The organism is Kitasatospora sp. NPDC091335 (genome assembly GCF_044757205.1).
GTDB lineage: Bacteria > Actinomycetota > Actinomycetes > Streptomycetales > Streptomycetaceae > Kitasatospora.
This window is the reverse complement of sequence record NZ_JBIVUM010000019.1, coordinates 97008-122519: the sequence shown is the minus strand read 5'-3', so window position 1 is coordinate 122519 and position 25512 is coordinate 97008. Positions and strand designations below refer to the sequence as shown.

The 25512-nt window shown below is 72.9% G+C and carries 26 protein-coding genes; 11 read left to right on the top strand and 15 right to left on the bottom strand.

Annotated elements, in window-relative coordinates:
* Positions 1 to 103 precede the first annotated feature (103 nt).
* The 4 genes from ACIQOW_RS32090 (at position 104) to ACIQOW_RS32075 (ending at position 5903) form a co-directional block, all read left to right on the top strand.
* Positions 104 to 1405, top strand: coding sequence for a PTS transporter subunit EIIC (locus ACIQOW_RS32090; RefSeq protein ID WP_401090873.1), 1302 nt, complete (start codon positions 104 to 106; stop codon positions 1403 to 1405).
* Positions 1406 to 1780: 375 nt separating this feature from the next.
* Positions 1781 to 3058, top strand: coding sequence for a PTS transporter subunit EIIC (locus tag ACIQOW_RS32085; protein ID WP_401090871.1), 1278 nt, complete (start codon positions 1781 to 1783; stop codon positions 3056 to 3058).
* A gap of 461 nt (positions 3059 to 3519) precedes the next feature.
* The gene (locus ACIQOW_RS32080; RefSeq protein ID WP_401090869.1) at positions 3520 to 4620 is read left to right on the top strand and encodes an LLM class flavin-dependent oxidoreductase; all 1101 of its coding nucleotides are present in this window, start codon (positions 3520 to 3522) and stop codon (positions 4618 to 4620) included.
* Positions 4617 to 5903 carry an LLM class flavin-dependent oxidoreductase gene (locus tag ACIQOW_RS32075; RefSeq protein WP_401090867.1) on the top strand — a complete coding sequence of 429 codons (1287 nt, stop codon included), beginning with the start codon at positions 4617 to 4619 and terminating at the stop codon, positions 5901 to 5903. Before ACIQOW_RS32080 ends, ACIQOW_RS32075 begins: the two co-directional genes overlap by 4 nt.
* Before the next feature lie 144 nt (positions 5904 to 6047).
* Here the strand turns inward: ACIQOW_RS32075 and ACIQOW_RS32070 are convergent, their stop codons facing one another.
* Entirely contained in the window at positions 6048 to 7073 is a 1026-nt protein-coding gene (locus ACIQOW_RS32070) for a response regulator transcription factor (protein ID WP_401090865.1), read from the bottom strand.
* Between the two features lie 187 nt (positions 7074 to 7260).
* On the opposite strand from ACIQOW_RS32070, the gene ACIQOW_RS32065 reads away from it, so the two are divergent.
* Positions 7261 to 8175, top strand: a complete 915-nt coding sequence (locus ACIQOW_RS32065) for a branched-chain amino acid transaminase (protein WP_401090863.1) — start codon at positions 7261 to 7263, stop codon at positions 8173 to 8175.
* A gap of 49 nt (positions 8176 to 8224) precedes the next feature.
* Here the strand turns inward: ACIQOW_RS32065 and ACIQOW_RS32060 are convergent, their stop codons facing one another.
* From ACIQOW_RS32060 to ACIQOW_RS32050, 3 genes are all read right to left on the bottom strand, one after another.
* A complete protein-coding gene (locus ACIQOW_RS32060; RefSeq protein ID WP_401090861.1) occupies positions 8225 to 9592 on the bottom strand; it encodes an LAETG motif-containing sortase-dependent surface protein in 1368 nt (455 codons plus the stop codon).
* Positions 9593 to 9807: 215 nt separating this feature from the next.
* Complete coding sequence (locus tag ACIQOW_RS32055; RefSeq protein ID WP_188299419.1) at positions 9808 to 10554, bottom strand: MBL fold metallo-hydrolase; 747 nt, start codon at positions 10552 to 10554, stop codon at positions 9808 to 9810.
* A gap of 234 nt (positions 10555 to 10788) precedes the next feature.
* Entirely contained in the window at positions 10789 to 10980 is a 192-nt protein-coding gene (locus ACIQOW_RS32050; protein WP_188299420.1) for a MarR family transcriptional regulator, read from the bottom strand.
* 198 nt (positions 10981 to 11178) lie between these two features.
* Between ACIQOW_RS32050 and ACIQOW_RS32045 the strand changes: the two genes are divergently transcribed.
* Positions 11179 to 11628, top strand: a complete 450-nt coding sequence (locus ACIQOW_RS32045) for a type II toxin-antitoxin system PemK/MazF family toxin (protein ID WP_401090859.1) — start codon at positions 11179 to 11181, stop codon at positions 11626 to 11628.
* Positions 11629 to 11632: 4 nt separating this feature from the next.
* On the opposite strand, the gene ACIQOW_RS32040 is transcribed toward ACIQOW_RS32045, so the two are convergent.
* The 7 genes from ACIQOW_RS32040 to clpS form a co-directional block, all read right to left on the bottom strand.
* Entirely contained in the window at positions 11633 to 12601 is a 969-nt protein-coding gene (locus ACIQOW_RS32040) for a PLP-dependent cysteine synthase family protein (RefSeq protein ID WP_401090857.1), read from the bottom strand.
* Between the two features lie 76 nt (positions 12602 to 12677).
* Entirely contained in the window at positions 12678 to 12956 is a 279-nt protein-coding gene (locus ACIQOW_RS32035; protein WP_188299422.1) for a MoaD/ThiS family protein, read from the bottom strand.
* A 122-nt stretch (positions 12957 to 13078) separates the two neighbouring features.
* The gene (locus ACIQOW_RS32030) at positions 13079 to 13198 is read right to left on the bottom strand and encodes a putative leader peptide (RefSeq protein WP_310593142.1); all 120 of its coding nucleotides are present in this window, start codon (positions 13196 to 13198) and stop codon (positions 13079 to 13081) included.
* A 139-nt stretch (positions 13199 to 13337) separates the two neighbouring features.
* A complete protein-coding gene (locus ACIQOW_RS32025) occupies positions 13338 to 13769 on the bottom strand; it encodes a Mov34/MPN/PAD-1 family protein (RefSeq protein WP_401090854.1) in 432 nt (143 codons plus the stop codon).
* Between the two features lie 76 nt (positions 13770 to 13845).
* The gene (locus ACIQOW_RS32020) at positions 13846 to 15300 is read right to left on the bottom strand and encodes an amino acid permease (protein WP_401090852.1); all 1455 of its coding nucleotides are present in this window, start codon (positions 15298 to 15300) and stop codon (positions 13846 to 13848) included.
* A gap of 197 nt (positions 15301 to 15497) precedes the next feature.
* A complete protein-coding gene (locus ACIQOW_RS32015; protein WP_401090850.1) occupies positions 15498 to 16070 on the bottom strand; it encodes a DUF2017 domain-containing protein in 573 nt (190 codons plus the stop codon).
* 78 nt (positions 16071 to 16148) lie between these two features.
* Positions 16149 to 16442, bottom strand: a complete 294-nt coding sequence (gene clpS, locus ACIQOW_RS32010) for an ATP-dependent Clp protease adapter ClpS (RefSeq protein WP_188299426.1) — start codon at positions 16440 to 16442, stop codon at positions 16149 to 16151.
* 140 nt (positions 16443 to 16582) lie between these two features.
* Between clpS and ACIQOW_RS32005 the strand changes: the two genes are divergently transcribed.
* A complete protein-coding gene (locus ACIQOW_RS32005) occupies positions 16583 to 17917 on the top strand; it encodes a nicotinate phosphoribosyltransferase (protein WP_401090848.1) in 1335 nt (444 codons plus the stop codon).
* 210 nt (positions 17918 to 18127) lie between these two features.
* On the top strand, positions 18128 to 18718 hold the full coding sequence (locus tag ACIQOW_RS32000; protein ID WP_401090846.1) for an isochorismatase family protein: 591 nt from the start codon (positions 18128 to 18130) through the stop codon (positions 18716 to 18718).
* Positions 18719 to 18833: 115 nt separating this feature from the next.
* Here the strand turns inward: ACIQOW_RS32000 and ACIQOW_RS31995 are convergent, their stop codons facing one another.
* Complete coding sequence (locus tag ACIQOW_RS31995) at positions 18834 to 19838, bottom strand: hypothetical protein (protein ID WP_401090844.1); 1005 nt, start codon at positions 19836 to 19838, stop codon at positions 18834 to 18836.
* Positions 19839 to 20094: 256 nt separating this feature from the next.
* Here ACIQOW_RS31995 and ACIQOW_RS31990 point away from each other — a divergent pair, with 256 nt between their 5' ends.
* The gene (locus tag ACIQOW_RS31990) at positions 20095 to 20784 is read left to right on the top strand and encodes a hypothetical protein (RefSeq protein ID WP_401090842.1); all 690 of its coding nucleotides are present in this window, start codon (positions 20095 to 20097) and stop codon (positions 20782 to 20784) included.
* A gap of 131 nt (positions 20785 to 20915) precedes the next feature.
* On the opposite strand, the gene ACIQOW_RS31985 is transcribed toward ACIQOW_RS31990, so the two are convergent.
* Positions 20916 to 22028 carry a cation diffusion facilitator family transporter gene (locus tag ACIQOW_RS31985; RefSeq protein WP_401090841.1) on the bottom strand — a complete coding sequence of 371 codons (1113 nt, stop codon included), beginning with the start codon at positions 22026 to 22028 and terminating at the stop codon, positions 20916 to 20918.
* Between the two features lie 292 nt (positions 22029 to 22320).
* Here ACIQOW_RS31985 and ACIQOW_RS31980 point away from each other — a divergent pair, with 292 nt between their 5' ends.
* Entirely contained in the window at positions 22321 to 22761 is a 441-nt protein-coding gene (locus tag ACIQOW_RS31980; protein ID WP_401090839.1) for a hypothetical protein, read from the top strand.
* 105 nt (positions 22762 to 22866) lie between these two features.
* Here ACIQOW_RS31980 and ACIQOW_RS31975 read toward each other — a convergent pair whose 3' ends face one another.
* Positions 22867 to 23460 (bottom strand): DinB family protein, encoded by a 594-nt coding sequence (locus ACIQOW_RS31975; protein ID WP_401090837.1) that lies wholly within the window; start codon positions 23458 to 23460, stop codon positions 22867 to 22869.
* Positions 23461 to 23657: 197 nt separating this feature from the next.
* On the opposite strand from ACIQOW_RS31975, the gene ACIQOW_RS31970 reads away from it, so the two are divergent.
* The gene (locus tag ACIQOW_RS31970) at positions 23658 to 24233 is read left to right on the top strand and encodes a GNAT family N-acetyltransferase (protein WP_401090835.1); all 576 of its coding nucleotides are present in this window, start codon (positions 23658 to 23660) and stop codon (positions 24231 to 24233) included.
* On the opposite strand, the gene mycP is transcribed toward ACIQOW_RS31970, so the two are convergent.
* Positions 24227 to 25390 carry a type VII secretion-associated serine protease mycosin gene (gene mycP, locus ACIQOW_RS31965; protein ID WP_401090833.1) on the bottom strand — a complete coding sequence of 388 codons (1164 nt, stop codon included), beginning with the start codon at positions 25388 to 25390 and terminating at the stop codon, positions 24227 to 24229. The two genes, ACIQOW_RS31970 and mycP, sit on opposite strands and share 7 nt — an antisense overlap.
* Positions 25391 to 25512 lie beyond the last annotated feature (122 nt).

Sequence of the window (25512 nt, the reverse complement as noted above, 5' to 3'; positions counted from 1 at the left end):
GTGTACCCCGATGAACGCAGGCAGGGACCCCGGGTGTTCCCGGGCTCCGCCCGAGGGTCCCGCGGGGGCCCCCGGGTCGGCAACTGCTCCCGGAGGGCGAAGGATGAGTTCGGCAGGCGCCACGACCCCGCAGACCACGTGGTGGCACACCTTCTACGGCGGCCTCCAGAAGATGGGCCGCTCCCTGCAGCTGCCGGTGGCGGTGCTCCCCGCCGCGGGCATCCTCAACCGGCTCGGCCAGCCGGACGTGTTCGGCAAGGACGGGCTGGGCTGGGACAACGTCGCGAAGGTGTTCGCCTCGGCGGGCGGCGCGCTGCTCGACTCCTCCTTCGGCCTGCCGCTGCTGTTCTGCGTCGGCGTCGCGATCGGCATGGCGAAGAAGGCGGACGGCTCCACGGCGCTGGCCGCCGTGGTCGGCTTCCTCGTCTACTACAAGGTCCTGCACGCCTTCCCGGAGAGCTGCCCGGCGGGAACGACCCTGGCCCCGGACGCCTGGACCGGCCAGTGCGTGAGCTACTCGTCGGCGAAGATCGCCGCCGCGACGTACCAGAACCCGGGCGTGCTGGGCGGCATCCTGATCGGCCTGCTGTCGGCCTGGCTGTGGGTCCGGCTCCACCGCACCAGGCTGGTCGACTGGCTCGGCTTCTTCAACGGCCGCCGCCTGGTGCCGATGGTCACCGCCCTGGTGGGCCTGGTCATCGCCGTGCTGGCGCTGTGGGTCTGGCCGCCGATCGGGCGCGGCCTGAACGACTTCTCGCAGAACCTCTCCGACCTCGGCGCGGGCGGCGCCGGCATCTTCGGCGTGTTCAACCGCGCGCTGCTGCTGATCGGCATGCACCAGCTGCTGAACACCTTCGTCTGGTTCCAGTTCGGGTCGTTCGACAAGCCGGACGGCACGATCGTGCACGGCGACATCCCGCGCTTCCTGGCGGGCGACCCGACCGCCGGCCAGTTCCAGACCGGCTTCTTCCCGATCATGATGTTCGCGCTCCCGGCCGCCGCCCTCGCCATGGCGCACGCGGCGAAGCCGCACCGGCGCAAGGAGATCTACGGCCTGATGCTCTCGGTCGGCCTGACCTCCTTCGTCACCGGTGTCACCGAGCCGCTCGAGTACTCCTTCGCCTACATCGCCCCGGCCCTGTACGCCGTGCACGCGCTGCTGACCGGCGCCTCGATGGCGGTGACCTGGGGGCTCGGGGTGCACGACGGGTTCAGCTTCTCGGCCGGCCTGATCGACTACGTGATCAACTGGGGACTGGCCACCAAACCGTGGCTGATCATCCCGATCGGGCTCTGCTTCGCCGCCGTGTACTACGCGCTCTTCCGGTTCATCATCGTCAAATTCGATCTGAAAACACCGGGTCGGGAGGACGAAGCAGAGGTGGAGGACGTCACCAAGGCCTGAAACCGAGCGTCACCGGGGTTATCCCCGCATTGGCCTCCGGACCCACCGGTCCGGGGGCCATCGGCTTTTTTCACAGGGGGGCGGCCCCGGCCCAACTCCCCTGGCAGGACCGGGTGTGCTTTTGTTGCGCGATTAGCCAAAATCGGTTTTGTTGCGTGACCGGCCAAAATCCAATGGTGACCGGCGGCCATGATCGCCGCCGGTATGTAGGTTTCGATTTCATAGCGCTTCCCGGCGACAGCGCTTTCCGGGGTTCCTCGACTTCTCCACCCGTGCTACAAAACTGGTCTACACCACGTGTGGTGTAGACCAGTTCGCGGTTGGCCCCCTGTGCCTCCCCCCGACCGACCGCCATGCCGTAAGGAACCCACCCCCATGAGTCAGTCTGAGCAGGCACCGGCGCCCGCCACGGCTCCGGCCCCGCCAAGCCCCGCCAAGAAGTTCGGCCAGAGCCTCCTCCAGGGTCTGCAGAAGATCGGTCGCAGCCTCCAGCTGCCCATCGCCGTGCTCCCCGCGGCCGGCCTGCTGATGCGTCTCGGCCAGGACGACGTGTTCGGCAAGGACGGCCTCGGCTGGGACAAGGTCGCCGCGGTGTTCAACACCGCCGGCACCTCGGTCTTCGACGCGCTGCCGATGCTCTTCGCGGTGGGTATCGCGATCGGCTACGCGAAGAAGGCGGACGGCTCCACCGCCCTCGCCGCGCTGGTCGGCTACCTGGTGTACAAGAACGTGCTCACCGCGTTCCCGATCACCGAGTACAAGATCCTCCCCGGCAAGGACGAACCCGCCACCTACCAGAACCCGGGTGTGCTCGGCGGCATCGTCATAGGCCTGCTGGCCGCGGTGCTGTGGCAGAAGTACCACCGCACCAGGCTGGTCGACTGGCTCGGCTTCTTCAACGGCCGCCGCCTGGTCCCGATCATCATGGCCTTCGTCGGCACCGCCGTCGGCGTCTTCTTCGGTCTGGCCTGGGGCCCGATCGGCGACGTCATCAAGAGCCTGAACGACAGCCTGATCAGCGCCGGCGCGCTCGGTGCGGGTGCCTTCGGCCTGGTCAACCGCGGTCTGCTGCCGGTCGGCATGCACCAGTTCGTGAACTCCTACGCCTGGTTCCAGACCGGTGACTTCACCAAGCCCGACGGCACCGTCGTGCACGGCGACCTGACCCGCTTCTTCGCCGGCGACCCGACCGCCGGACAGTTCATGACGGGCTTCTACCCGATCATGATGTTCGCGCTGCCCGCCGCCGCGCTGGCCATCGCCCACGCCGCCAAGCCGCACCGCCGCAAGGCCGTCACCGGCATGATGATGTCGCTGGCCCTGACCTCCTTCGTGACCGGTGTCACCGAGCCGATCGAGTTCGCCTTCGTCTTCATCGCCCCGGTCCTGTACGTCATCCACGCGGTGCTGACCGGCCTCTCGATGGCCCTGACCTGGGCGCTCGGCGCACACGTCGGCTTCACCTTCTCCGGCGGCCTGATCGACTACGCGCTGGCCTGGACGAAGGCCACCAACCCGTGGATCATCATCCCGCTCGGCCTGGCCTTCGCCGCGGTCTACTACTTCCTGTTCCGCTTCGCGATCACCAAGTTCAACCTCAAGACCCCCGGTCGCGAGGACGACGACGAGATCGAGGACGTCACCAAGGCCTGACGCCCGCGTCACCACCACGCCTCGAAGGCCCCGCCCCGCCGCTGCTCCCCCAGCGGCGGGGCGGGGCCTTCCGCGTACCCGGGCCCGCCCCGCGCGTACCGGGCCCGCCCCATGCGTGCCCCGGGGCACTCCGGGCGGTCGGGAAAGCCGGTTGACGAACCGACGGACGCCCTGGTCAACTGAAGCGGTGAACGCCTCGTGCCCGCTGGTCACCCGCAGCCACATCGACTTCGGTCGCGTGTGGTCCGCGGCGTGTCGCGGCTGAGCTGACCGTTCCCCCACCGCCGCCCGGCTGACGACCCGCCCGGCGCCGGTCCTTCCCTCCCCCCGCCCGCACGGGCCCCGCCCACGCAGGCTCCGCCCGCGGGCCACCACCGCGCTCCGGCGTGCCCCCGCGCGGCCGTCTCCGCACGGCCGCGCCGGTCGCCCGCACGCGTCCGCACGAGGAAGTCAGGCTCACCATGCCCCGCCAGTTGCACCTGTCCGCAGCCCTCGACAGCCCCGGCCGTCTCGACGCCGGGCACTACGCCGCCCTCGCCCGCCACGCCGAACGGGCCACCCTGGACTTCGTCACCCTCGACGACTCCTTCGCCGCCGAGCCGCACCGCCCCGACGCCCTCGCCACCCTCGCCCGGATCGCCCCGCTGACCGGCCGGGTCGGGCTGGTGCCGACCGTCACCACCACCCACACCGAGCCCTTCCACACCTCGATCTCGGTCAACACCCTGGACTGGGCGAGCGAGGGCCGGGCCGGCTGGCTGGTCGGCGTCTCCACGACCGAGGCCGAGGCGCGGGCCTTCGGCCGCAAGCCGGCCGCCGCCGAGGACGAGCTGTGGGCCGAGGCCGCCGACGCCGTCGAGGTGGCCGCCCGGCTCTGGGACAGCTGGGAGGACGACGCGGAGATCCGCGACACCGCCACCGGACGGTTCGTCGACCGCGACAAGCTGCACTACGTCGACTTCGCGGGCCCGCACTTCTCGGTCCGCGGGCCGTCCATCACCCCGCGCCCGCCGCAGGGCCGCCCGGTCGTCACGGTGCCGGTCACCGCCGCGGACCTCACACCGGACGCCTCCCCCGGCGGGCGTGCCCGGGTCGCCGCCGCCATCCGGCACGCCGACGTCGTGCTGCTCGACGCCCCCGACCGTGCCACCCGGCTGACCGCCGCCACCGAACTGCGGCTGCGGGCCGGCGAGAACCTGCGCGTCCTCGCCCGGCTCGACGCCTCACTGTCCGCCCTGCCCGACCGGGCCGCCGACGAGCGGCTGCTCGCCGAACTCACCGCGACCGGCACCGGCGTCGACGGCTTCCACCTCACCCCCGCCGACCCGCTGCGCGACCTGGCCGCGCTGGCCGACCGGATCGCCCCGGCCCTGCGCGCCGCCGGACTGCTGCGCACCGGCTACCCCGGCCGCACCCTGCGCGACCACCTCGGCCTGGCCCGCCCGGCCAGCCGCTACGCCGCCCGCCCCGCCGACGCCTCCACCGGTGCCCCTGCCACCGGCGACCTGTCCACCGGTGCCCCTTCCACCACCGCCCCCGCCCTCGCCGAGGTGACCCGATGACGGACCGACCGCTCAAGCAGATCCACCTCGCCGCGCACTTCCCCGGCGTCAACAACACCACGGTGTGGAGCGACCCGGCCGCCGGCAGCCACATCGAGTTCGGCTCCTTCCGCCACCTCGCGCAGACCGCCGAGCGCGGGAAGTTCGACTTCTTCTTCCTCGCCGAGGGCCTGCGGCTGCGCGAGACCAAGGGCCTCATCCACGATCTGGACGTGGTCGGCCGTCCCGAGTCGATCACCGTGCTGAACGCGCTGGCCGCCGTCACCGAGCGGCTCGGACTGGCCGCCACCGTCAACGCGACCTTCAACGAGCCGTACGAACTGGCCCGCCGCCTCGCCTCCCTGGACCACCTCTCCGGCGGGCGCGCGGCCTGGAACGTGGTCACCTCCTCGGACGCCTTCACCGGCGAGAACTTCCGCCGCGGCGGCTACCTGGACCGCGCCGACCGGTACACCAGGGCCGCCGAATCCGTGCAGCTGGCACGGGAGTTCTGGGACGCCGGGGAGGAGCCCGTCCGGCACTCGGGGCCGCAGTTCGACGTCGAGGGCCGGCTCTCGCTGCCCCGCCCGCCGCAGGGCCACCCGGTGGTGATCCAGGCCGGCGACTCCGACGAGGGCCGGGAGTTCGCCGCCGCCACCGCCGACGTGGTCTTCTCCCGGCACTCCACCCTCGCCGACGGCCAGGCCTTCCACGCCGACGTCAAGCGCCGGCTCGCCGCGTACGGGCGCAAGCCGGACGAGCTGAAGATCATGCCCGGAGCCACCTTCGTGCTCGGCGACACCGACACCGAGGCGGCCGAACGGGCCCACGAGATCCGCCGGGCCCAGGTCAGCCCGCAGACCGCGCTCGCCTTCCTGGAGCAGGTCTGGGGCGTCGACCTGTCCGACCACGACCCGGACGGCCCGCTGCCGTCCGTCGACCCCGTCCCGGACAGCGCCCTGGTCCAGGGCCGGGTGCGGCACACCGACCCGGTGACCGTCGCCGAACAGTGGCGCGCGGTGGCCGCGGAGAAGAAGCTGACCAGCCGCGAGCTGGTGATCGAGGTGACCGGGCGGCAGTCCTTCATCGGCTCGCCCGGGACCGTCGCCGCCCGGATCGACCACTTCGTGCAGAACGACGCGGCCGACGGCTTCATCCTCGTCCCCCACCTCACCCCGGGCGGCCTGGACGAGTTCGTCGACCGGGTGGTGCCGCTGCTCCAGGAGCGCGGGGTGTTCCGCACCGACTACACCGGCCCCACCCTGCGGGACCACCTCGGGCTGCCGGTGCCCGGGCGGCGCTGACCCAGGGCCCAGGGTGTGTCTGACAATTCGCGTCGGAACAGGGCGCGGCGTTGGGGTGCGTGCATCGCAAGGCGGAGGAGGGGGACCTCCCGGCCGAAGGCTGGGGGCGCGTCGCGCACCCGGCGGGAATTGATCAGACACACCCTAGATCCACCCGCGCCGAGCGGCGTGCACGCCGGCCTGGAAGCGGCTCTCCGCGCCCAGGCCGGCGGTCAGTTCGGCGACCAGCCTGCGCACCGTGCGCTCCGACACCTCAAGCTTCCTGGCGATCGCGGCGTCCGTCTGCCCGGCCGCCAGCAGGCGCAGCACCGCGACCTGGCGATCGGTCGTCTCCGCTTCCCCGGGGCCGAGTTCGGGCGGGGTCCAGGCGGCCGACCAGAAGTACTCGAACAGCTCGGCCACCAGGGCCACCAGGGCCGGCTCGCGGACCACCACCGCCGCCTCGGCGACCGGAGCGTCCCCGCCAGGTCCGGCGCCGGGCGCGGGCAGGATCGCCAGCCGGGCGTCCACCACGATCAGCCAGAGCGGCAGCGAGTGCGCCGCCCTGATCCTGGCCCCGGCCCCGGTCAGCTCCCGGACGTGCGCCAGCACGGCGGGGCGGCGCAGCGCGGCGGCCGGGTAGATGGTGCGCAGGGCGGCGCCGTGGGCGAGGGCGAGGCGTTCGCGGGCGAGCTTGCCGGCCAGGGCGGGGCCGGAGAGGTCCTGGCCGGGGCGCAGCGAGAGGGCCTCGGTGCGGGCGCCGCGGGCGGCGTCCTCCAGCAGGGCGGCGATCCGGTCGGCGCCGCGGACGAGTTCGAGTGCGGTGTCGGCGCGGTGCCGTTGCTGGACGGGCAGGTAGCCGGTGTGCAGCCGGTCGACGGAGTCGCGGGCGTGGCGCAGGGCGGTGACCAGGGCGGTGACCTGGGTGTCGGCGTCGAGCAGGAGCTGGCGTACGGCGGTGTCGACGGAGACGGCGGTGCCGGTGGTGCCGGTGGAGTCAGTGCCGGTGGAGTCCTCGTTCCGGTGGTGGTCGGCGGTCGGCTGGAGCAGGCCGAGTGCGCGCAGCTCGGCAGTGGCGGCGGCGAGCCTGCGGCCGTCCCAGTCGAGGCCGAGGGTCTCGGGCGGGCGACCGGGTTCGGTGAGCAGGCGGGCGTAGAGCTGGGTGGCGTCGGTGCCGGTGGGGCTCTCCATCGGCGCAGCCTAGTGACGGCGGGCGGGGGCCGGTCGGGGGTTTCCGCTCCGCGAGACGGCGGCGGCCCGGCGGCGGTACGGCGGTGAAGTCCGCTGTCCGGTACGGCGTTTCCGCTCCAGGACATGGCCGGTTGCGGTCGGCCGCGGCGGGCTGACCCGGTCGCCCGCGGCCCGCAGGATGTCCGGCATGGCTCTTCCCGAAGCTTCGACGATCTGGTGGAACGGCGCCCTGGTGCCCTGGCGGGAGGCCCGGGTGCACGTCCTCGCGCACGGCCTGCACTACGGCACGGGGGTGCTGGAGGGCACCCGGGTGTTCGCGACGGCGGACGGCCCCGCGGTCTTCCGGCTACCCGAGCACCTGCGCCGGCTGCACCGCAGCGCCCGGATGATCAGGATGGAACTCCCTTACGACGTAGCCGACTTGACCAGAGCTACGGTGGACCTGGTGCGCACCAACGGCCACCGGGACTGCTACCTGCGGCACTTCGCCTTCCTCGGCTACGGCACGATGGGCATCGACATGCGCCACTCGCCGGTCGACGTGTCGATCGCGAGCTGGGAGTGGCGGGGCCAACTCCCGCACGAGGAGGGCGGGATCACGCTGAAGACGAGCAGCTGGCGGCGGAACGACCCGAACGCGGTGCCGCCCGCCGCGAAGGCCACCGGCCCGTACCTGAACTCGGTGCTCGCCCGCCGGGAGGCCAACGACGCGGGCTACGACGAGGCGCTGCTGCTCGGGCCGGACGGCACGGTGAGCGAGTGCACCGGGGAGAACGTGTTCGCGGTCAGGGACGGGGTGCTGCGCACTCCCCCGTCGAGCGCGGGTGCCCTGGAGGGCATCACCCAGGACACCGTGCTGACCCTGGCCCGTGACCTGGGGATCGAGGCCCGGGTGGAGAGCCTGCTGCGCTCGGACCTGTACGCGGCGGACGAGCTGTTCGTCTGCGGTACGGCGGCGGGCGTCATCCCGGTGCGCGCCCTGGACGACCGGGCCCTGCCCGCCGCGCCCGGCCCGGTGACGAGCCGGCTGCGGGAGGCCTACCGGGCGGCCGTGACCGGTGCCGATCCGCGCTACCGGCACTGGCTGACGCCGGTGGCGTGACCGTGCGCGGTCCGTCCGGTGCCCCGGACGGACCGCGCTCGGAAGGCGGTCAGCCGGTGCGGCGGCGGCGGATCAGGGTGAAGGCGCCTGCCCCGACGCCGACCAGCAGTGCGCCGACGCCCGCGATCAGGCCGGTCCGGTCGCTGTCGCCGCCGGTGGAGGCCAGGTTCACGTCCGCCGGCCGGGCGGCGGCCGGGGCACCGTCCGCGGGCGGGGCGGTGGCCATGGGCGCGGCCGGGGCGGCGGGCGCGGTGGTGGCGTCGCCGGCCGGGCGGGCGGCGGGCGCGCCACCGGCCGGCTTCGAACCGTCCGAACCGTCCGAGCCGTTCGAGCCATGAGAGCCGTGAGAGCCGGACGGTGCTGCCCGGGTCACGTCGGCCTCCCGGGCGGCGATCCCCTGGGCGGTGGTCGTGGCCGGCCGGCCGGTGGGCTTCGGGGCCGGGGCGACGACCTTGACCTTGGCGCCGCGCGAGCACATGGTGGTGCCCCGGAAGGGAAGGTCGCCCTCGTTGACGAAGACGCAGGGGTTCAGCTCGGTGGTGCCGAGCGGGGTGTCTGCCGGGTAGCCGACCCGGACCCGCCTGGTCGTCGAACTGTTCGGCGCCGCCGAGGAGTTGCGGCCGTCCAGGTAGAAGCCCGCCGGGGGCTCGGCCGCGCTGGTGACCGGTGCCAGGACGGTCCAGGCGCCGTCGTCGCCGCGGACCTCGACCCTGGCGTGCCGGTCGGTGAACAGCACGTTCCCGAGGTTGGTGTAGGCGGACGGGGTGGGGTTGTCGAGCACCGCGTCGAACTCGATCGGTGCCCCGCCGGCGACAGCGGTGGCCGGGACCCCGGACACGCCGTTGCTGATCGCGTCGACCTTGATCACGTGGGTGTCGTTCAGCGGCGGCTCGATCGGGGAGTCCAGCCACCAGCCCTTGACGCCGGTGCGGAAGGTGAGGTCCGGGCCGACGCCGCCGTTGGAGGCCCCGTCGTGGGGCAGGCCCATGGGGACGCCGAGGCGCACCTTGATGTCCGTGCCGCCCGCCAGGGTGTGGAGCTTGTCGGTGGCGCCCGAGTAGACGGTCCGGTCCGCCTCGGTGCGCTCCTCCAGGTCGACCGTGCGCCACGCGCCGAGCGAGTCGTCGTGGTACGCGAGGCTCAGCGCGTGCGGCGGCGTTCCGAGGCCGGTCTCGATCGAGAACTCCAGTACGACGGCGCTGCCCTGGTCCCCCGGGTTGCCGATGTGCTCGGTGAACTCGACCGGTCCGCCCGCGGCGCCGATCACGGCCGGGGCGTTCACGGTGAGGCTGAACGGCCCGGCGGTGGCGAAGGCCGGGGCGGCCGTCACGGCGCCGCCCGCGACCAGCGCGGCGGTGAGCGCGACCGCCGGGGCGAGCCGACGGGCCCGGTGCGGGGCACGGTTGTTCTTGCGCATGGGAATCCCCCCTGGATTTCCGCCCCGGACCGGCACGGCCGGGTCCGGGCAGCACGAAGCGAACCTGGTGACTGGTGTGATCGCGGCCGCACCCGACGGGCCGGCCGTTCCGGCGGTGTCTCCCGCCTCTTGTCCACCAGGACGTGCGGGGGGCGGCGGGGTTGCAGGTCGTCCCCCGAATTCTTCCGGGAATCCCGTGGACACCGTCGGCCCGCTCAGATCTCGTACACGGCGCCGGCCCGGGCGATCTCGACCGGCCCCGGGTAGGCGGCCGCGGCGTCCCTGCGGTTGTGCTCGGCGTCGGTCCACGGGGGGATGTGGGTGAGGACGAGCCGGCGGGCGCCGGCCGCGACGGCGTGCTCGCCCGCCTCGCGGCCGTTGAGGTGGACGGCCTGGTAGGTGTCGCGTCCGTCGATGTACGCGGCCTCGCAGAGGAAGAGGTCGGTGTCGCGGGCGAGCCCGACGAGTTCGGTGCTCTCCCCGGTGTCACCGCTGTAGACCAGCGAGCGGCCGTCGTGCTCCAGCCGGAAGGCGAAGGCGTCGACGGGGTGGTTGACCCGGGCGACGTCGATCCGGAACGGGCCGAGCTCGAAGCTGCCGGGGGTGAGGGTGCGGAACTCGAACACCTCCTTCATCCCGGGGTTCTCCGGCATGTCGTAGGCGCGGGCGAGGCGTTCCGCGGTGCCGGCCGGGCCGTACACGGGCAGCAGGCCCGGGCAGCCCTCGGCGCGGTAGTTGCGGGCCACCCAGTAGGCGCACAGGTCGACGCAGTGGTCGGCGTGGAGGTGGCTGAGCAGGACGGCGTCGACGTCGTAGAGGCCGGTGTACTTCTGGAGGGCGCCGAGGGCTCCGTTGCCGAGGTCGAGGACGACGCGGTAGCCCTCGGCCTCGACCAGGTAACTGGAACAGGGCGAGTCGGCGGCCGGGAAGCTCCCCGAGCACCCCACCACGGTCAGTTTCATCCGAGCCCCTCCGCCCCGACACGTCCTGGCTGCTGCTGGAAAACGGCGTCGCCGTCTTCCGTGGAGAACGGCGTGGAAAACGGCGGGCCGGGCCGGTGGACCGGCCGGTGGCACCGCGTTGGTGTGTCGAGGGTAAGGGCGGAGCGGCACTTTGCCCCCGTCCCCGTGCCGGGCTGTGGGCGGAATCACCAGAACGCCCGGGGCGGGGACGAGGGCGGTTGACGGGGCCGGGTCTCAGCGGCTCCGTGGCCGGTTGCGGGCCCAGGTGCGGATGGTGAAGGGGTACCAGCGCGGGTGTCCGCTGCCGTCGGTCAGGTCCGGATCGGGCAGCAGCGCGTGCCGGCGGTAGCTGCGGACGGTCTCGGGCCGGACGTTGATGTGACGGGCGATCTCGGCGTAGGACCACAACTCGGGGCCACGGGCCACGGGGCACCTCCGGGGGGACGGGGGCGGACGTTCGTGACGCAGCCTTGCCGAGTCGGGCAGGGCGCCGGGCCCGGAACGGCCGCCGTGGCACGACCGTGACGAACCGGGAGCAATGCGCTGACAAACACCCGGACACCTGCCCGACCGTCGCGGCGGCCACGGTGGTGGCGTTCGCCCCGGGCCCGGTACGGTCGCCGCATGAACGGCATGACCGCTACCTGGCTCGTCCTGTCACTGCTCGGCGTCGCGCTGCTGGCCGCCGCCGTGGCGGTGCTGGTGCGGCGCACCCGCCCGGCCCCGCGCCCGGCCGGGCCGCCCCGCCCGCGGCCGCGCCCGGGGACCGCCCCGGCGCCGCGGGAGATCTGGTGGGCCGACGTGCCGTTCGAGGACGGCCCCGGCTCCAAGGACCGCCCGTGCCTGGTGCTGCGGGTGCACGGCCGGACCGCCACCGTCGCCAAGATCACCAGCAAGCACCGTGCCGAGCGCCCCGGCGTGCTGCCGCTGCCGCCCGGCACGGTGGGCGACCGGCAGGGCAGGACCAGCTGGCTGGAGACCGACGAGCTGCGCGAGGTGCCGCTGTCGTCCTTCCGCCGCCGGGCCGGCACCCTGGACCAGCGCTCCTGGGCCCGGGCCCGGCAGGGCCGGTAGCGCCCTACGCCCAGAGCTGGCCCTGCAGGGCCTCGACCGCGGCCTCGGTGGACTCGGCGGTGTAGATGCCGGTGGACAGGTACTTCCAGCCGCCGTCGGCGACCACGAAGACGATGTCCGCGCGCTCCCCCGCGGCCGCGGCCTTGCGGCCGACGCCGATCGCCGCGTGCAGGATGGCGCCGGTCGACACGCCTGCGAAGATGCCCTCCTGCTGGAGGAGTTCGCGGGTGCGGCGGACGGCGTCCGCGGAGCCGACCGAGAAGCGGGTGGTCAGCACCTCGGCGTCGTACAGCTCGGGGACGAAGCCCTCGTCCAGGTTGCGCAGCCCGTAGACCAGGTCGTCGTAGCGCGGCTCGGCGGCGACGATCCTCACGCCGGGGACCTTCTCGCGCAGGAAGCGGCCGACGCCCATCAGGGTGCCGGTGGTGCCGAGGCCGGCCACGAAGTGGGTGACGGTCGGCAGGTCGGCGAGGATCTCGGGGCCGGTGCCGGTGTAGTGGGCGCCCGCGTTGTCGGGGTTGCCGTACTGGTAGAGCATGACCCAGTCGGGGTGCTCGGCGGCGGTCTCCTTGGCGATCCGGACGGCGGTGTTGGAGCCGCCCGCGGCCGGCGAGGGGATGATCTCGGCGCCCCACATGCGGAGCAGCTCGCGCCGTTCCTCGCTGGTGTTCTCGGGCATCACGCAGACCATCCGGTAGCCCTTGAGCCTGGCGGCCATGGCCAGCGAGATGCCGGTGTTGCCGCTGGTGGGCTCCAGGATGGTGCAGCCGGGGGTGAGCCGGCCGTCGGCCTCGGCGCGCTCGATCATGTGCAGCGCCGGGCGGTCCTTGATCGAACCGGTGGGGTTGCGGTCCTCCAGCTTGGCCCAGAGGGTCACCAGGCCCTCGGCGTTGCCGGGGACGGCGGCGGACAGCCTCGGCAGGCGGACCAGCGGGGTGTTGCCGACGGCTTCGAGCGGACTGTCGTAGCGCAAGGGAGGCCTCCGGCCAAGGCGGTGAGGGTGACGAGGGACGGCTCCCCCCGCCGGGCCGGCGGGGGGAGCCGGGAGCTCAGCGGGCGCCGCCGGCGACGGCGGGCAGGATGGTGACGCTGTCACCGTCGGCGAGGGCGGTGGAGATGCCCTCCAGGAAGCGGACGTCCTCGTCGTTCAGGTAGACGTTGACGAAGCGGCGCAGCTCGCCGCCCTCGACCAGGCGGGCGGCGATGCCCGGGTGGCGGACGTCGAGGTCGGTGAAGAGTTCCCCGAGGTTGCTGCCGTTGCCCTCGACGGCCTTGGCGCCGTCGGTGTAGGTGCGGAGGATGGTCGGGATGCGGACCTCGATGGCCATGAGTGCGCTCCTGGGCGAGTCGTGGAGTGGATGGGCCGCAGCGAGCGCGGCGGGGCGGGCGGACGCCCGGGGCCCGGCGTCGCGGGAGGGCGGCGGGCCCGGGTGAGTGGGTGCAGCGGCTCTCAGCGCGAGCGCGCGGGCGTGCCGGGACAGATCGCACCGGCGTGCCGGCACAGGTCGATGTGCAGGCGCGCCACGAGGCGGGTGCCCGGGGCCTGAGTGCTCACATCGACGGAACGCATGGGCTCATCGTATAGATTCCCGGCCCCGCTCCGACATGCCCGTCTCGGGATCCGGATGTTCTCGTTTCCCGTACTGAGACGACGGCGGCCCGCCGCCCCCTGGCGAGGGGGCGGCGGGCCGTGTCCGCGGGGCTGCCGGTCAGGCCTGGTAGGCCTCGACGACCTGCACGTCTTCCTCTGTGATCTCGCCGTCCACGATGCGGAACGAGCGGAACTCGTAGGGGTCCTCCTCGCCGGTGCCCTCGGCGGTGGAGACCAGGACGTAGTGGGCGAACGGCTCGGAGGCGTAGCTCACGTCGGTGCGCGAGGGGTAGGCCTCGGTGGCGGTGTGCGAGTGGTAGACGATCACCGGCTCCTCGTCCCGGTCGTCCATCTCGCGGTAGAGCTTGAGCAGGTCGCCCGAGTCGAACTCGTAGAAGGTGGGCGAGCGGGCGGCGTTGAGCATCGGGATGAACCGCTCGGGCTGTCCGCTGCCGGCCGGTCCCGCGACCACGCCGCAGGCCTCGTCCGGGTGGTCGGCGCGGGCGTGGGCCACGATCCGGTCGCGGAGTTCTCGGGTGATGGTCAGCATGCGGTCAGGATAGCCACGCCCCGGCGCGTGTCCGCCGGGGTGTCCGAGGCGCGGTCGGCCACCGTCCGAGGCACGGTCAGCGGGCGTCCGCGTTCCCGTCGGCGGCGGGCAGCCGGGCCGGGCCGGCGCCGTGGAGGGCCTGCGGGTCGCGGCGCTTGAGCACCCGGTAACCGACCACCAGCAGCAGGGCCCAGGCGGGGAAGACGAACAGCGAGATCCGGTTGTCCCGGTCCAGGCCGATCAGCACCACGACCACGGCGAGGAAGGCGAGCGCCGCCCCGCTGACCCAGGCGCCGCCGGGCGCCTTGAAGCTGGGCGCCGGCAGGCGGCCGGCCTGCCAGGCCCTGCGGTAGCGGATCTGGGAGATCAGGATCATCGCCCAGGTCCACAGGCCGCAGACCGTGGCGACCGAGGTGATGTACTCGAACGCCCGTGCCGGGACGAGGTAGTTGAGCACCACGCCGGCACCCATCAGCAGGCTGGAGACGGTGATCGCGAAGGCCGGGGTGCGGCGGGCGTTGAGCCTGGTGAGCCGTCCCGGTGCCTGCCCGCTCAGCGCGAGGTCGCGCAGCATGCGGCCGGTGGAGTACATCCCCGAGTTGCAGGAGGAGAGCGCCGCGGTGAGCACCACGAAGTTGATGATGCCGGCCGCCGCCGGGATGCCGATCTTGCCGAAGGCGGCGACGAACGGGCTGACGCCTGGCCGGAATTCGGTCCACGGGACGAGCGAGAGGATCACCACCAGCGCGCCGATGTAGAACAGCGCGATCCGCCAGGGCAGGGTGTTGATGGCGCGCGGCAGGGTCTTCTCGGGATTCTCGCTCTCGCCCGCGGTGACGCCGACGAGTTCGACGCCCAGGTAGGCGAACATGACGATCTGGAGGGTCATCACGGTGGAGCCGATGCCCTCGGGGAAGAAGCCGCCGTGCTGCCACAGGTGACTCACCGACGCGGTGTCACCGGCCTTGCTGAAACCGAGGGTCAGCACCCCGATGCCGATCAGGATCATGCCGATGATGGCGGTGACCTTGACCATGGAGAACCAGAACTCGATCTCGCCGAACAGCTTCACCGAGATCAGGTTGGCCCCGTAGAGCAGGACCAGGAAGGTCAGCGCGCTGATCCACTGAGGTATGCCGGGCGCCCAGAACCGCACGTAGACGGCGGCGGCGGTGGTCTCGGCCATGCCGGTGACGACCCAGAACAGCCAGTACGTCCAGCCGGTCACGTAGCCGGCGAAGGGGCCGAGGAACTCCCGGGCGTACTCGGCGAAGCTGCCGGAGACCGGGCGGTAGGTGAGGAGTTCGCCGAGTGCCCGCATGATCACGAAGATCACCAGGCCGGCGACAGCGTAGGAGAGGATCAGGCTCGGACCCGAGCGGGAGATCGCGGTGCCCGCACCGAGGAACAGGCCGGTGCCGATCGCGCCGCCGATCGCGATCATCTGGATCTGACGGCTGCCGAGCCCGCGCTCGTAACCCTCCTCGCCCGCCGTGCCCTCGGCCACTCCGTCGTACAACTTCTCGGCCATCGCGCACCGTCCTGGTCGGTCTCGGGGGTGGAGAAGTCGTACCACGCGGAGTTCGGACAGCGGTGTCCATCTGAGCGTTATTTGAGCATGACCCGTCCCGTTTTGCCCGATTTTCATAAGAAATGCCCCGGCCATTCGTCCGCATTCTGGACGAAACGACCGGGGCTTGCCCGGAACCGGGCAGGATCGGTGCGCGGTCAGTCCGCGATGGCCTCCAACAGCGACTCCTGCAGGGCTCCCAGCCACAGGTACGCCATCACCAGCGGCTTGCGCTCGTCGCCGTCCGGCAGCTCGTAGAGGCCGTCCTCGTCCTCCTCGGTGATCTCCAGCCGGGCCCCGACGGCCAGCCGCAGGTCGTTCAGCGCGCCCAGCCAGCGCAGGCAGTCGGGGGCCACGAGCTTGAGCACCCCGCCGTCGCCGAGGCCGTCCAGCGCCCGGACGACGAACAGCGCGTCGTCCCGCTTGCGGGCCCGCAGGTCCAGCTCGGTGAAGCGGCGGAACTCGCCCGCGGCGGCCCTGGTCTCGTCGTCCGCCGGCTTCTCCGGGTCCCCGTAGGCGTCCGGGAAGAGCCTGGCCAGCGCCGGATCGGTGGGCGCCTCGGTCGGGCCCTCGGCGAACAGCGCCGCCAGCGGGTCCCCGTCCTCCCCGCCCGGGCCCGGGCCGATCAGCTCCAGCAACTGCACTTCCAGCGAGCGCAGGATGGAGGCCTCCCACTCGTCCAGCGCGATCGCCGCGCCGCCACCGCCGGTGCTCTCGAACAACCCAGCCATCTGTATCGGTCAGCCCGTCTTCGTCGTCTTCGGTCGTACGGCCGGCGGTCCGGCAGTCCGGCGCCGGTCGGGTCGGCGTCAGTCGTGCTGCAGCGTCGCCCAGAGGCCGTAGCCGTGCATCGCCTGCACGTCACGCTCCATCTCCTCGCGGGAACCGCTGGAGACCACCGCCCGCCCCTTGGTGTGAACGTCCATCATCAGCTTCCTCGCCTTGTCCTTCGGGTAGCCGAAGTAGGCCTGGAAGACGTACTGGACATAGCTCATCAGGTTGACCGCATCGTTGTGCACGATGGTCACCCACGGCGTGTCCGGCTCGGTCACCGCCAGTCCTTCGACCTCCGGGCGCTCGATCTCCACGGGCGCGACGCTCACGCCGGGTCCTCCTCGCTGCACAGTCGTCCGATACCCCTCACGCCCCATGCTGCCATCCGGGGGACACCCGGGCGATTCCGGCCCCGGCGTCCCGAAGAGAAATCGTCACTCTGACGCTAAGTGGTAGTAGCATCATCCTCATGGACGCCACTTCAGTGCGCGCGGCCGGCTCGACCGCGCTGCTCACCGACCGCTACGAGCTCACCATGCTGCAGGCAGCCCTGCGCAGCGGAGCCGCGCACCGCCGCTCCGTCTTCGAGGTGTTCACCCGCCGCCTGCCCAGCGGCCGCCGCTACGGCGTCCTGGCCGGCACCGGCCGGGTGCTGGACGCCGTCGAGAGCTTCCACTTCTCCACCCCCCAGCTGGACTGGCTGGCCGACCAGGGCGTGGTCGACGAGGACACCCTGCGCTTCCTGGCCGACTACCGCTTCCGCGGCGACATCCACGGCTACCCCGAGGGCGAGGTCTACTTCCCCGGTTCGCCGCTGCTCACCGTCGAGGGCAGCTTCGCCGAGGCGGTGATCCTGGAGACGGTGATCCTCTCGATCCTCAACCACGACTCGGCCATCGCCGCCGCCGCCTCCCGGATGACCGCCGCCGCGGGCGGCCGTCCGGCGATCGAGATGGGCGCCCGCCGGGCCCACGAGCAGGCCGCCGTCGCCGCCGCCCGGGCGGCCTACGTGGCCGGCTTCGCCGCCACCTCCGACCTGGAGGCCGGCTTCACCCACGGCATCCCGACCACCGGCACCGCCGCGCACGCCTTCACCCTGGTCCACGACAGTGAGCGGGACGCCTTCAGGGCGCAGATCGCCTCGATGGGCAAGGGCACCACGCTGCTGGTCGACACCTTCGACCTGCGCGAGGCCGTGCGCACCGCCGTCGAGGTGGCCGGGCCCGAGCTGGGCGCCGTCCGGATCGACTCCGGCGACCTCACCCTGTTGGCCCACCGGGTCCGCCGCCAGTTGGACGACCTGGGCGCCGACCGGACCAGGATCATCGTCACCTCCGACCTCGACGAGTACGCGATCGCCGCCCTGGCCGCCGCCCCGGTGGACGGCTACGGCGTCGGCACCAGCCTCGTCACCGGCAGCGGACACCCGACCTGCGCGATGGTCTACAAGCTCGTCGCCAGGGCCGGGACCGACGGCGGGCCGATGGTGCCGGTGGCCAAGCGCGCGGCCGGCGGCAAGACCAGCATCGGCGGCCGCAAGTGGGCGGCCCGCCGGCCCGACGCCGACGGGGTGGCCGAGGCCGAGGTGGTCGGCACCGGGCCCGTCCCTGACGACCTGCGGCCGCACCTGCTCCAGGTGCCGCTGGTGCTCGGCGGCGAGACGGTCGGCCGGGAGCCGCTCAGCGCCGCCCGTGACCGGCACGTGCGCGCCCGCGCCGCGCTGCCGCTGTCCGCCACCCAGCTGTCCAAGGGCGATCCGGTGCTGCCGACCGAACTGGTCCTGCCCACCGAACCCACCCGCTGACCGGAGCCGCCCGGGGCCGGGCCACCGGACCGGCCCCGGGGCTTCCGCCCCCGCTCGCCACTCCCTAGAGTCAGCCTTAGAGTTCCCCCGAGTTTTCCCCGGAGCTCCCCGAGGACCCCCGCGCCCCGCACGGCCGGGCCGAGTGCTCCCGAGGGCTCCCCCACCGGGGCGCCGCCTCCCGCGGGCCCCCGAGATCCGAGGATGCCAGCCATGCACCGGGCACTGATCGTCGTCGACGTGCAGAACGACTTCTGCGAGGGCGGCAGCCTGGCCGTCGCCGGAGGCGCGGAGGTGGCCGCCGCCATCACCGACCTGATCGCCGAGTCCGCCCCCGGCTACCGGCACGTCCTCGCCACCCGCGACCACCACATCGACCCTGGCGACCACTTCTCCGCCGAGCCCGACTACGTCGACAGCTGGCCGCCGCACTGCGTGGCCGGCACCGAGGGCGTGGGCTTCCACCCCAACTTCGCGCCCGCCGTCATCTCCGGCGCGGTCGAGGCGGTCTTCGACAAGGGCGCCCGCTCGGCGGCGTACAGCGGCTTCGAGGGGCTGGACGAGAACCGCCGCGGGCTGGTGGAGTGGCTGCGCGAGCGGCAGATCGACGAGGTCGACGTGGTCGGCATCGCCACCGACCACTGCGTCCGGGCCACCGCGCTGGACGCCGCCAGGGAGGGCTTCAGCACCCGGGTGCTGCTGGACCTCACCGCCGGGGTGAACCCGGAGACCACCGCCGCGGCGCTGGCGGAGCTGCGGGCGGCCGGGGTCGAGCTGGTCGGCGAGCCGGTGGTCCGCCCGTAGCGCCTTCCGGCGCTGCGACGTGGGGACTGCGGCTCCGGGTCTGTGACTCCGGGCCGTGGCTCCGGGCCGTGGCTCCGGGCCGTGGCCACAGCCGGCCGACCGGAGGGCCGGCCGCTCAGACCACCAGCAGCTCCACCACGTCCGTCCCGCCGACCCGGTGCGCCTCGCGCAGTTCGCCGCCGACCGCGTCCGGGTCGGCGGCCAGCCGGGCCCCGGAGACGTACACCACGCGGACGCCCAGGTACTCCATCCGGTGCTGGCCGCCGCGCACCCAGGCGGCCTCGCCCTCGCTCACGCTGCGCAGCTCCGGGTCCACCTCCACCGCGACGCCGCGGTCCGGCCAGTAGAGGTCGGGGACGGCGATGTACGTGCCGCCGCGCATCCGCAGCTCGGGGGCGCTCAACGGGGCGGGCAGCAGCCACTCGTCGACCAGTCGGCCGATCCGCTCCAGCAGCAAGTCCCGCTCGGCGGCGATGAGTTCGTCCAGCGCGGCCCGCACCCTGGGTTCACAGGTGAGCCCGGAGTCGGCCAGCTCGTCCACCAACTCCCGTACCGTGCAGCGGTTCTCGGGCGATGCCACGGCCTCCCGCAGCACCTCGCGCACCGGGGCCGGGCCGCCGGGACCGGCCGTCCACTCGACCAGCGCGTCGGCGACCGCCCTGGCCACCGGAGCGCAGGCCAGGCCGTGCACCGACCGCGCCACCAACTCCCGTTCGGTGCGCCTGATCCGGACCTCGCCGACGTCCTTCAGCCGGCGCTGACGGGGCACCAGGACGTCCACCCCGGCCACCGCGGGCAGCCGGGGCACCGCGGTGAAGCCGTACAGCGCCAGCGCGGCCGTACCGGTGATCACCGCGACCTCCCGACGGCCCTCCTCGCGCCCGTTCTGCGCGGCGTACAGCAGGGCGGCCCACATCCGTTGCTCCGGGGTGGGCTCGGCGGACTGCAGCAGGTAGACCCTGGGCAGCATCCGCCGCCAGGGGCCGCCCCGACGACAGTGCTCGGTGATCACCCGGGCCGGCACGCCCCGGGCGCGCAGCTGGTTCGCGGTGACGACGTTCTGTTGACGCTTCGCCAGCTCCTCCAGGGACGGCGGCGGCGACGGAATCCGGTAGCTCATGCCGACACCATCCCCAACCGTCCGGACCCCCGACCGGGTGCCTGACGCACTGTTACCCAACCGTCGCGAAACCGGGATCAGCCGGCACTAAAGTCCTCATACCCTCACTCATTTGGAGTAATTGACGCTCATAAGGTTGTCACATGTGATCGAAAACGATCGCCACCCTGGTCGCCTGACCCAGAGTGACCAAAGGCATACGGCGAGGGACCCCCAGGGCGTCAATCCCACCCCGGGAATTGCCTAGGCTTACGTCATGTCACGTGACGAGACCGCCGGCCTCCGCGCGGCCCAGCTCCGCCTCGGCCGTCTGCCCGGATACGTCCGCCGCCCAGACCCCGCCCGCCGGAGCGGCGAGAAGGGCCATACGTACAAGAAGGGCTGGGAAGTCCGCTTCACCGCCCGCAGTGAGGCCGAGATAGCAGAGATCCGCGACCTCGTGGTCGCCGCCGGGTTCGCCCCGGCCAGGCCCTTCTTCAAGGGGCACCAACTCATCCAGCCCGTCTACGGCATGGCCGCCGTACAGGCCTACCTGGCCGCTAGACAGGCCGCCGAGGAACACGCCGCCAGGGCCGCGCTCGGCCGCCGGCGGCGCACGGACGGACCGACCGTCGGGGGGCACGGGTCCGGACCGCTCGTGGGCGGCGGGCACACCGCGGGTTCGCTCGGGTCCGGAGGGCACTCGCCCGGAGCGCACTCGCCCGGAGCACACGGGCCCGGAGGGCACTCGTCCGGAGGGCACGGGCCCGGAGCGCACGCCGCGGGTGCGGCGCACCGGTGCGAGCGTGAGGAGGCCGCCGCCGGAGCAGCCGCGGCGGCTGCGGCCGCGGCTGCCGTGGCCGCGCGGGCGGCCCGGCGACGAGCGGTCGAAGCCTTCCCGACCCAGGTCGAACGGGACACCGCCGCCGACCGGATCTCCCCCACGGAGGCCCGGACGACCTCCTGACGGGCGGCCGCTCCGCCCGTCCGCCCGCCCCGGCCGGTCCCGCCCGCCGGCTCCGTTCGGGCCGGTCCCGATCGGACCGGCTCCGTCCAGGCCGGCCCCGTGCAGGCCGGTCGCGTCCAGACCGGTCCCGTTCAGGCCGCCGGGGCGTGGTCGATGTGCACGGTGGCGGCCAGCAGGCGCGGGACCGCCCGGATCAGCGCCTGCTCCGCCGCCTCGGCCACCCGGTGCGCCGCCACCACGGTCAGCGCGCCGTCCACCACCACGTCCGCCTCGGCGCGCAGCGAGTGCCCGATCCACCGCATCCGCAGCGCGCCCACCCCGCGCACGCCGTCCACCTCGCGCAGCGCACCCTCGGCGGTGTCCACCAGGACCGGGTCCACCCCGTCCATCAGCCGGCGGCCCACCTCGCGCACCGAGCCGCGCAGCACCAGCAGGATCGCCGCCGTGATCAGCAGGCCGACCAGCGGGTCCGCCCAGGGCAGGCCGAGTCCGGCTCCGGCCGCGCCGACCAGCACCGCGAGCGAGGTCAGCCCGTCGGTCCTGGCGTGCACGCCGTCCGCGACCAGCGCCGCCGAACCGATCCGGCGGCCGGTGCGGATCCGGTAGCGGGCCACCCACTCGTTGCCCAGGCAGCCGGCCAGCGCGGCGACCGCCACCGCCACCAGGTGGTCCACCGGCCGGGGGTGCAGCAGCCGGTCCACCGCGGCCACCCCGGTGAACACCGCCGAGGCCGCCACGGCCAGCACGATCGCCACCCCCGCCAGGTCCTCGGCCCGCCCGTACCCGTAGGTGTAGCGGCGGTTGGCGGCCCGGCGGCCGAGCAGGAAGGCGATCCCGAGCGGGACGGCGGTCAGCGCGTCGGCGACGTTGTGCACGGTGTCGCCGAGGAGCGCCACCGAGCCGGAGAGGGCCACGATGGCGGCCTGGACCAGCGCGGTGGCGCCGAGCACCACCAGCGAGATCCACAGGGTGCGCAGCCCCTCGGCGGAGGCCTCCATGGCCGTGTCCACCCGGTCGGCGGCGTCGTGCGAGTGCGGGCGCAGGAGATGGGTCAGGCGGTGGCGCAGACCGTGGGCGTGGTCGTGGTCGTGGCCCTGGGCCCGATCCTGGGCGGGGGTGATGCCGTCATCGTGGCGATGGCCATGCCCCCGTCCGTGGTGATCTTCACCGCGATCGTGAGTGCGGTTGTGCGGGTGGTTGTGCGGGCGCGGGTTCGCGCCCTGGGCGTGGACGTCAGCCTCCATAGGCCCTACGGTGGCACATCAACCGCCTTGCAGCCATAGCCGTCCTACACCCTCTGACCAGCTGCGACGCGCTCGCAACTACGCCTCCCACGCCACTGCGCAGCACCACCCCGCCGGCCCCCGCCCGGCCGTCCCGCCGCCACTCCACCCCCGGTCGCCACCGGAACCGGCCTGGCGGCGACAGGTTCCGGGCATTCCATCGGATTGGTCACCCAGCGCACCGAGGGCCTACCGTAGAGTGAGCACAGATGATCGACCGTCAGAAACCCATCTCCCTTTCCGAGAAGCCGAGATGACCAACCGTCACGAGAGTCCCGCCGAGCCGCCCCCGGGGCCCGGCGAGCCGGCGGAGGTGCCACTGGAGTTCACCGCGTTCTGCGAACTCCACCGCCCCCGGTACCTCAGCTATGCCCGCGTGTGGCTGACCGAGCACAGCGCCGCGGCCACCGCCGTCCAGCAGGCGTTCGCGGAAATCGCGGTGCACTGGCGGGAGTTGATGGGCAGCTCCAACCCGACCGCGCACGCCTGGGAGATCCTGCGCGGCACCGTCGCCGAACACACCCGCAGGGTGACCGCCGACCCGGACCGCCACCCGGCCGACGACGACCTCGCGGTCCTCCACTACGTCGTCGGGCTCGCCGCCCCCGAGATCGCCGACGTCATCGGCACCGACGCCGCCAGCGTGGCCGGCCGACTGCGCCGCACCATGCTGCGCGAGGCCTCCGGCTGGTGACCCCTCGCCCCGCCCGCCGCCGGAACGGCCTCCCCGGGGGCGGCCGGTCCCCGGACACCCGTTCCCGGGGCCTCCGGTCCGTGGACGACCGCCCCCGGGACCGTCTCAGACCCGCTCGCCCGTCACGTCGAACAGGTGGTGCACCGGGTCGTGGATCAGGTACCGGGAGAACGTCTCGACCGTGAACCGCGCCCCGTCACCGCGGTTCCCGGTCCGCCGCCACTGCTCGCCGGCCACCCGCTCGAAGGCCGCGGCGAGCTTCTCCGCGGCCTCCGCCAGCTCCCCGGCCACCACCTGCGGGTCCTGCTCCCCGTAGCGCTCGGCGACGGCCGTCTCGTCCTGGTCCCAGTTGGGGAACAGCGGGCCGTCCTGGTCCAGCATCAGGTTCAGCCGGATGTCGAACAGTCGGAAGACGTCCCGGACGTGGCACGCGTACTCCAGGTCCGACCAGATCCCGGGGGCGGGCCTGCGGCGCAGCCCCTCCCCGTCCCCGGCCAGCACCGCCAGCCAGCCCTCCGCATTGGCCCTGACCATCCCGGCGACGTCCTCCCGGACCACCCGCGGGGTGTCCAACCCGCAGTCGGGGCAGGGGCGTTCCAGCACCCAGGTCCAGTCCTTGGTGTCCGGGACGATTCCGTCGGTGGTGGTGGTGGCGGTGACCGGTGCGTTCTCGACCGGCGTGCTCTCAGAAGTGCCCATGGCCCCAGCATCTCCGCCGCCCCACCGACCCCACCAGCGGCAATGACGCCAGCGACCGCCGAAATGCGGCCACCCCCGGCGCATTCACCCGGCGCAGTCCCCCCATACGCGCCCCCTCCGCCACGCTCACCCCATATCGGCGCGTACGGACGAAAACGCGTGGACGAACCGGAGACCGACCACCCATCCTGAGCGCCATGACCGCCGACACCGCCGCCGACATCGCCGCCCTCGCTGACAAGCCCACCCTGGACGGCCGCACCGTCCGCCTCGTCCCCCTCGGCGAACGGCACACCGACCCGCTGTGGGAGCTCTGCGCCGACGAGACGACCAACCGCCTCACCGGCACCCGCACCGCCTTCACCCGCGACCGGATCCGCCAGTGGTGCGCCACCCGCGCCGACCAGCCCGACCGCCTCGACCTCGCCGTCGAGGACCCCGCCACCGGCCGCTTCCTCGGCGAGACCGCCCTCACCGACGTCGACCCCGACAACTCCTCCGCCGGCTTCCGGATCGCCCTCACCCCGGACAGCACCGGCCGCGGCATCGGCACCGAGACCACCCTCCTGGTCCTGCGCCACGCCTTCGAGACCATCCGCCTCCACCGCGTCCACCTCGAAGTCTTCGAGTACAACGAACGCGCCGCCCACTCCTACCGCAAGTCCGGCTTCACCCTCGAAGGCCGCGCCCGCCAGGCCCACCACTGGGGCGACCGCTACTGGGACGTCCTCCACATGGCCGCCCTACGCGACGAATGGCTCGCCACTCACTGATACGGCCCCCCATACGGCGGCTGCCGGTACGGCTGCTGCTGATGCTCCCCCGCAGCCGCGGCCCGCCTCCTCCGCCCCCGCACCACGAACACGACGACGAGCACCACGGCCCCGACCAACAGTCCCAGCAGCCCCACACCGATCCCCACGATGACCCAGGGGCCGATCGCGTCGCTGCCGCCGCCGTGGTCCCCCTCAGGGACCATGGGCGCCTCGGAGGGCTCGTCCGTCTCCTCATCGGCGGGAGGAGGCGTGCCCTTTGCCTCCGGTCGGTTCGCCAGCGGGTTCTCCCGAGGTCCGTTGTCCACCGCGGGGTTCGCTTCCAGAGCCTTCGCCGGTGAGAGAACCCCATATCCGTAGTGGCTGTTGGGTACCCCGGACCCATCAGCCGGCGGAGTGGCCGACTTGATCATCCGGTTGATCACCTGTCCAGCTGACAGGCTCGGATATTTCGACCGAATCAGCGCAGCAGTGGCGGACGTATAGGCGGCGGCGGCGGAGGTACCGTCGCCGGCCGCGTAGCTCGTGGGTGACTTGGCCGAAGCGTGATAGATGTCCACGCCAGGTGCGATGAGTGTGGTCTCGGGCCCCGGTGTGGAACCGGCCCACACAACTCCCTTGGAATCCATGGCGCCCACGGCCACCACCCCGGGGAAGGCCGCCGGATAGTTGACACCCAAGTCCGAACCGCTGTTGCCCGCACTGGCGATCAGAACGGCGTCCTTCGACACCGCGTACGCAACGGCCTTGCGCGTCTTCGTGTCGAACCGGAGGAGCCCTCCCAGGGACATATTGACGACCGTCGCACCGTGGTCCACCGCGAAGCGGATAGCCTCGGCAAGATCGTTCACCTGAGGTTCGGAGCCACCGTCCGTGGTCTTCACCTTCACCGGCAGAATCTTTGCCTTCGGGGCCAGACCCATCACTCCGGCCTGCGAACCGTGTCCATGCCCCACGATGAGGCTCGCCATGCCGGTACCGTGGCCGACAGTATCGATACGGCCATCCGACTGGGTTCCTGAGAAGTCAGCCCCAGGAACGACCTGCCCGGTCAGATCCTGATGATCCGAGTTCACCCCGCTGTCGATCACCGCAACGACGACGCCTTCGCCCTGGCTGACCGGCCACACCTTCGACTCGACCTCGAAGGTCTTCAAGGCCCACTGCTGGTCCCTGATCTGATCGCCCGATGCCGCCGGTGCGGCAACACCCCAGACCAATGCCCCGACGGCAAGGGCCGCTGTACCACGCGCCAACCAACGGCTCGTCAAACCCGGTC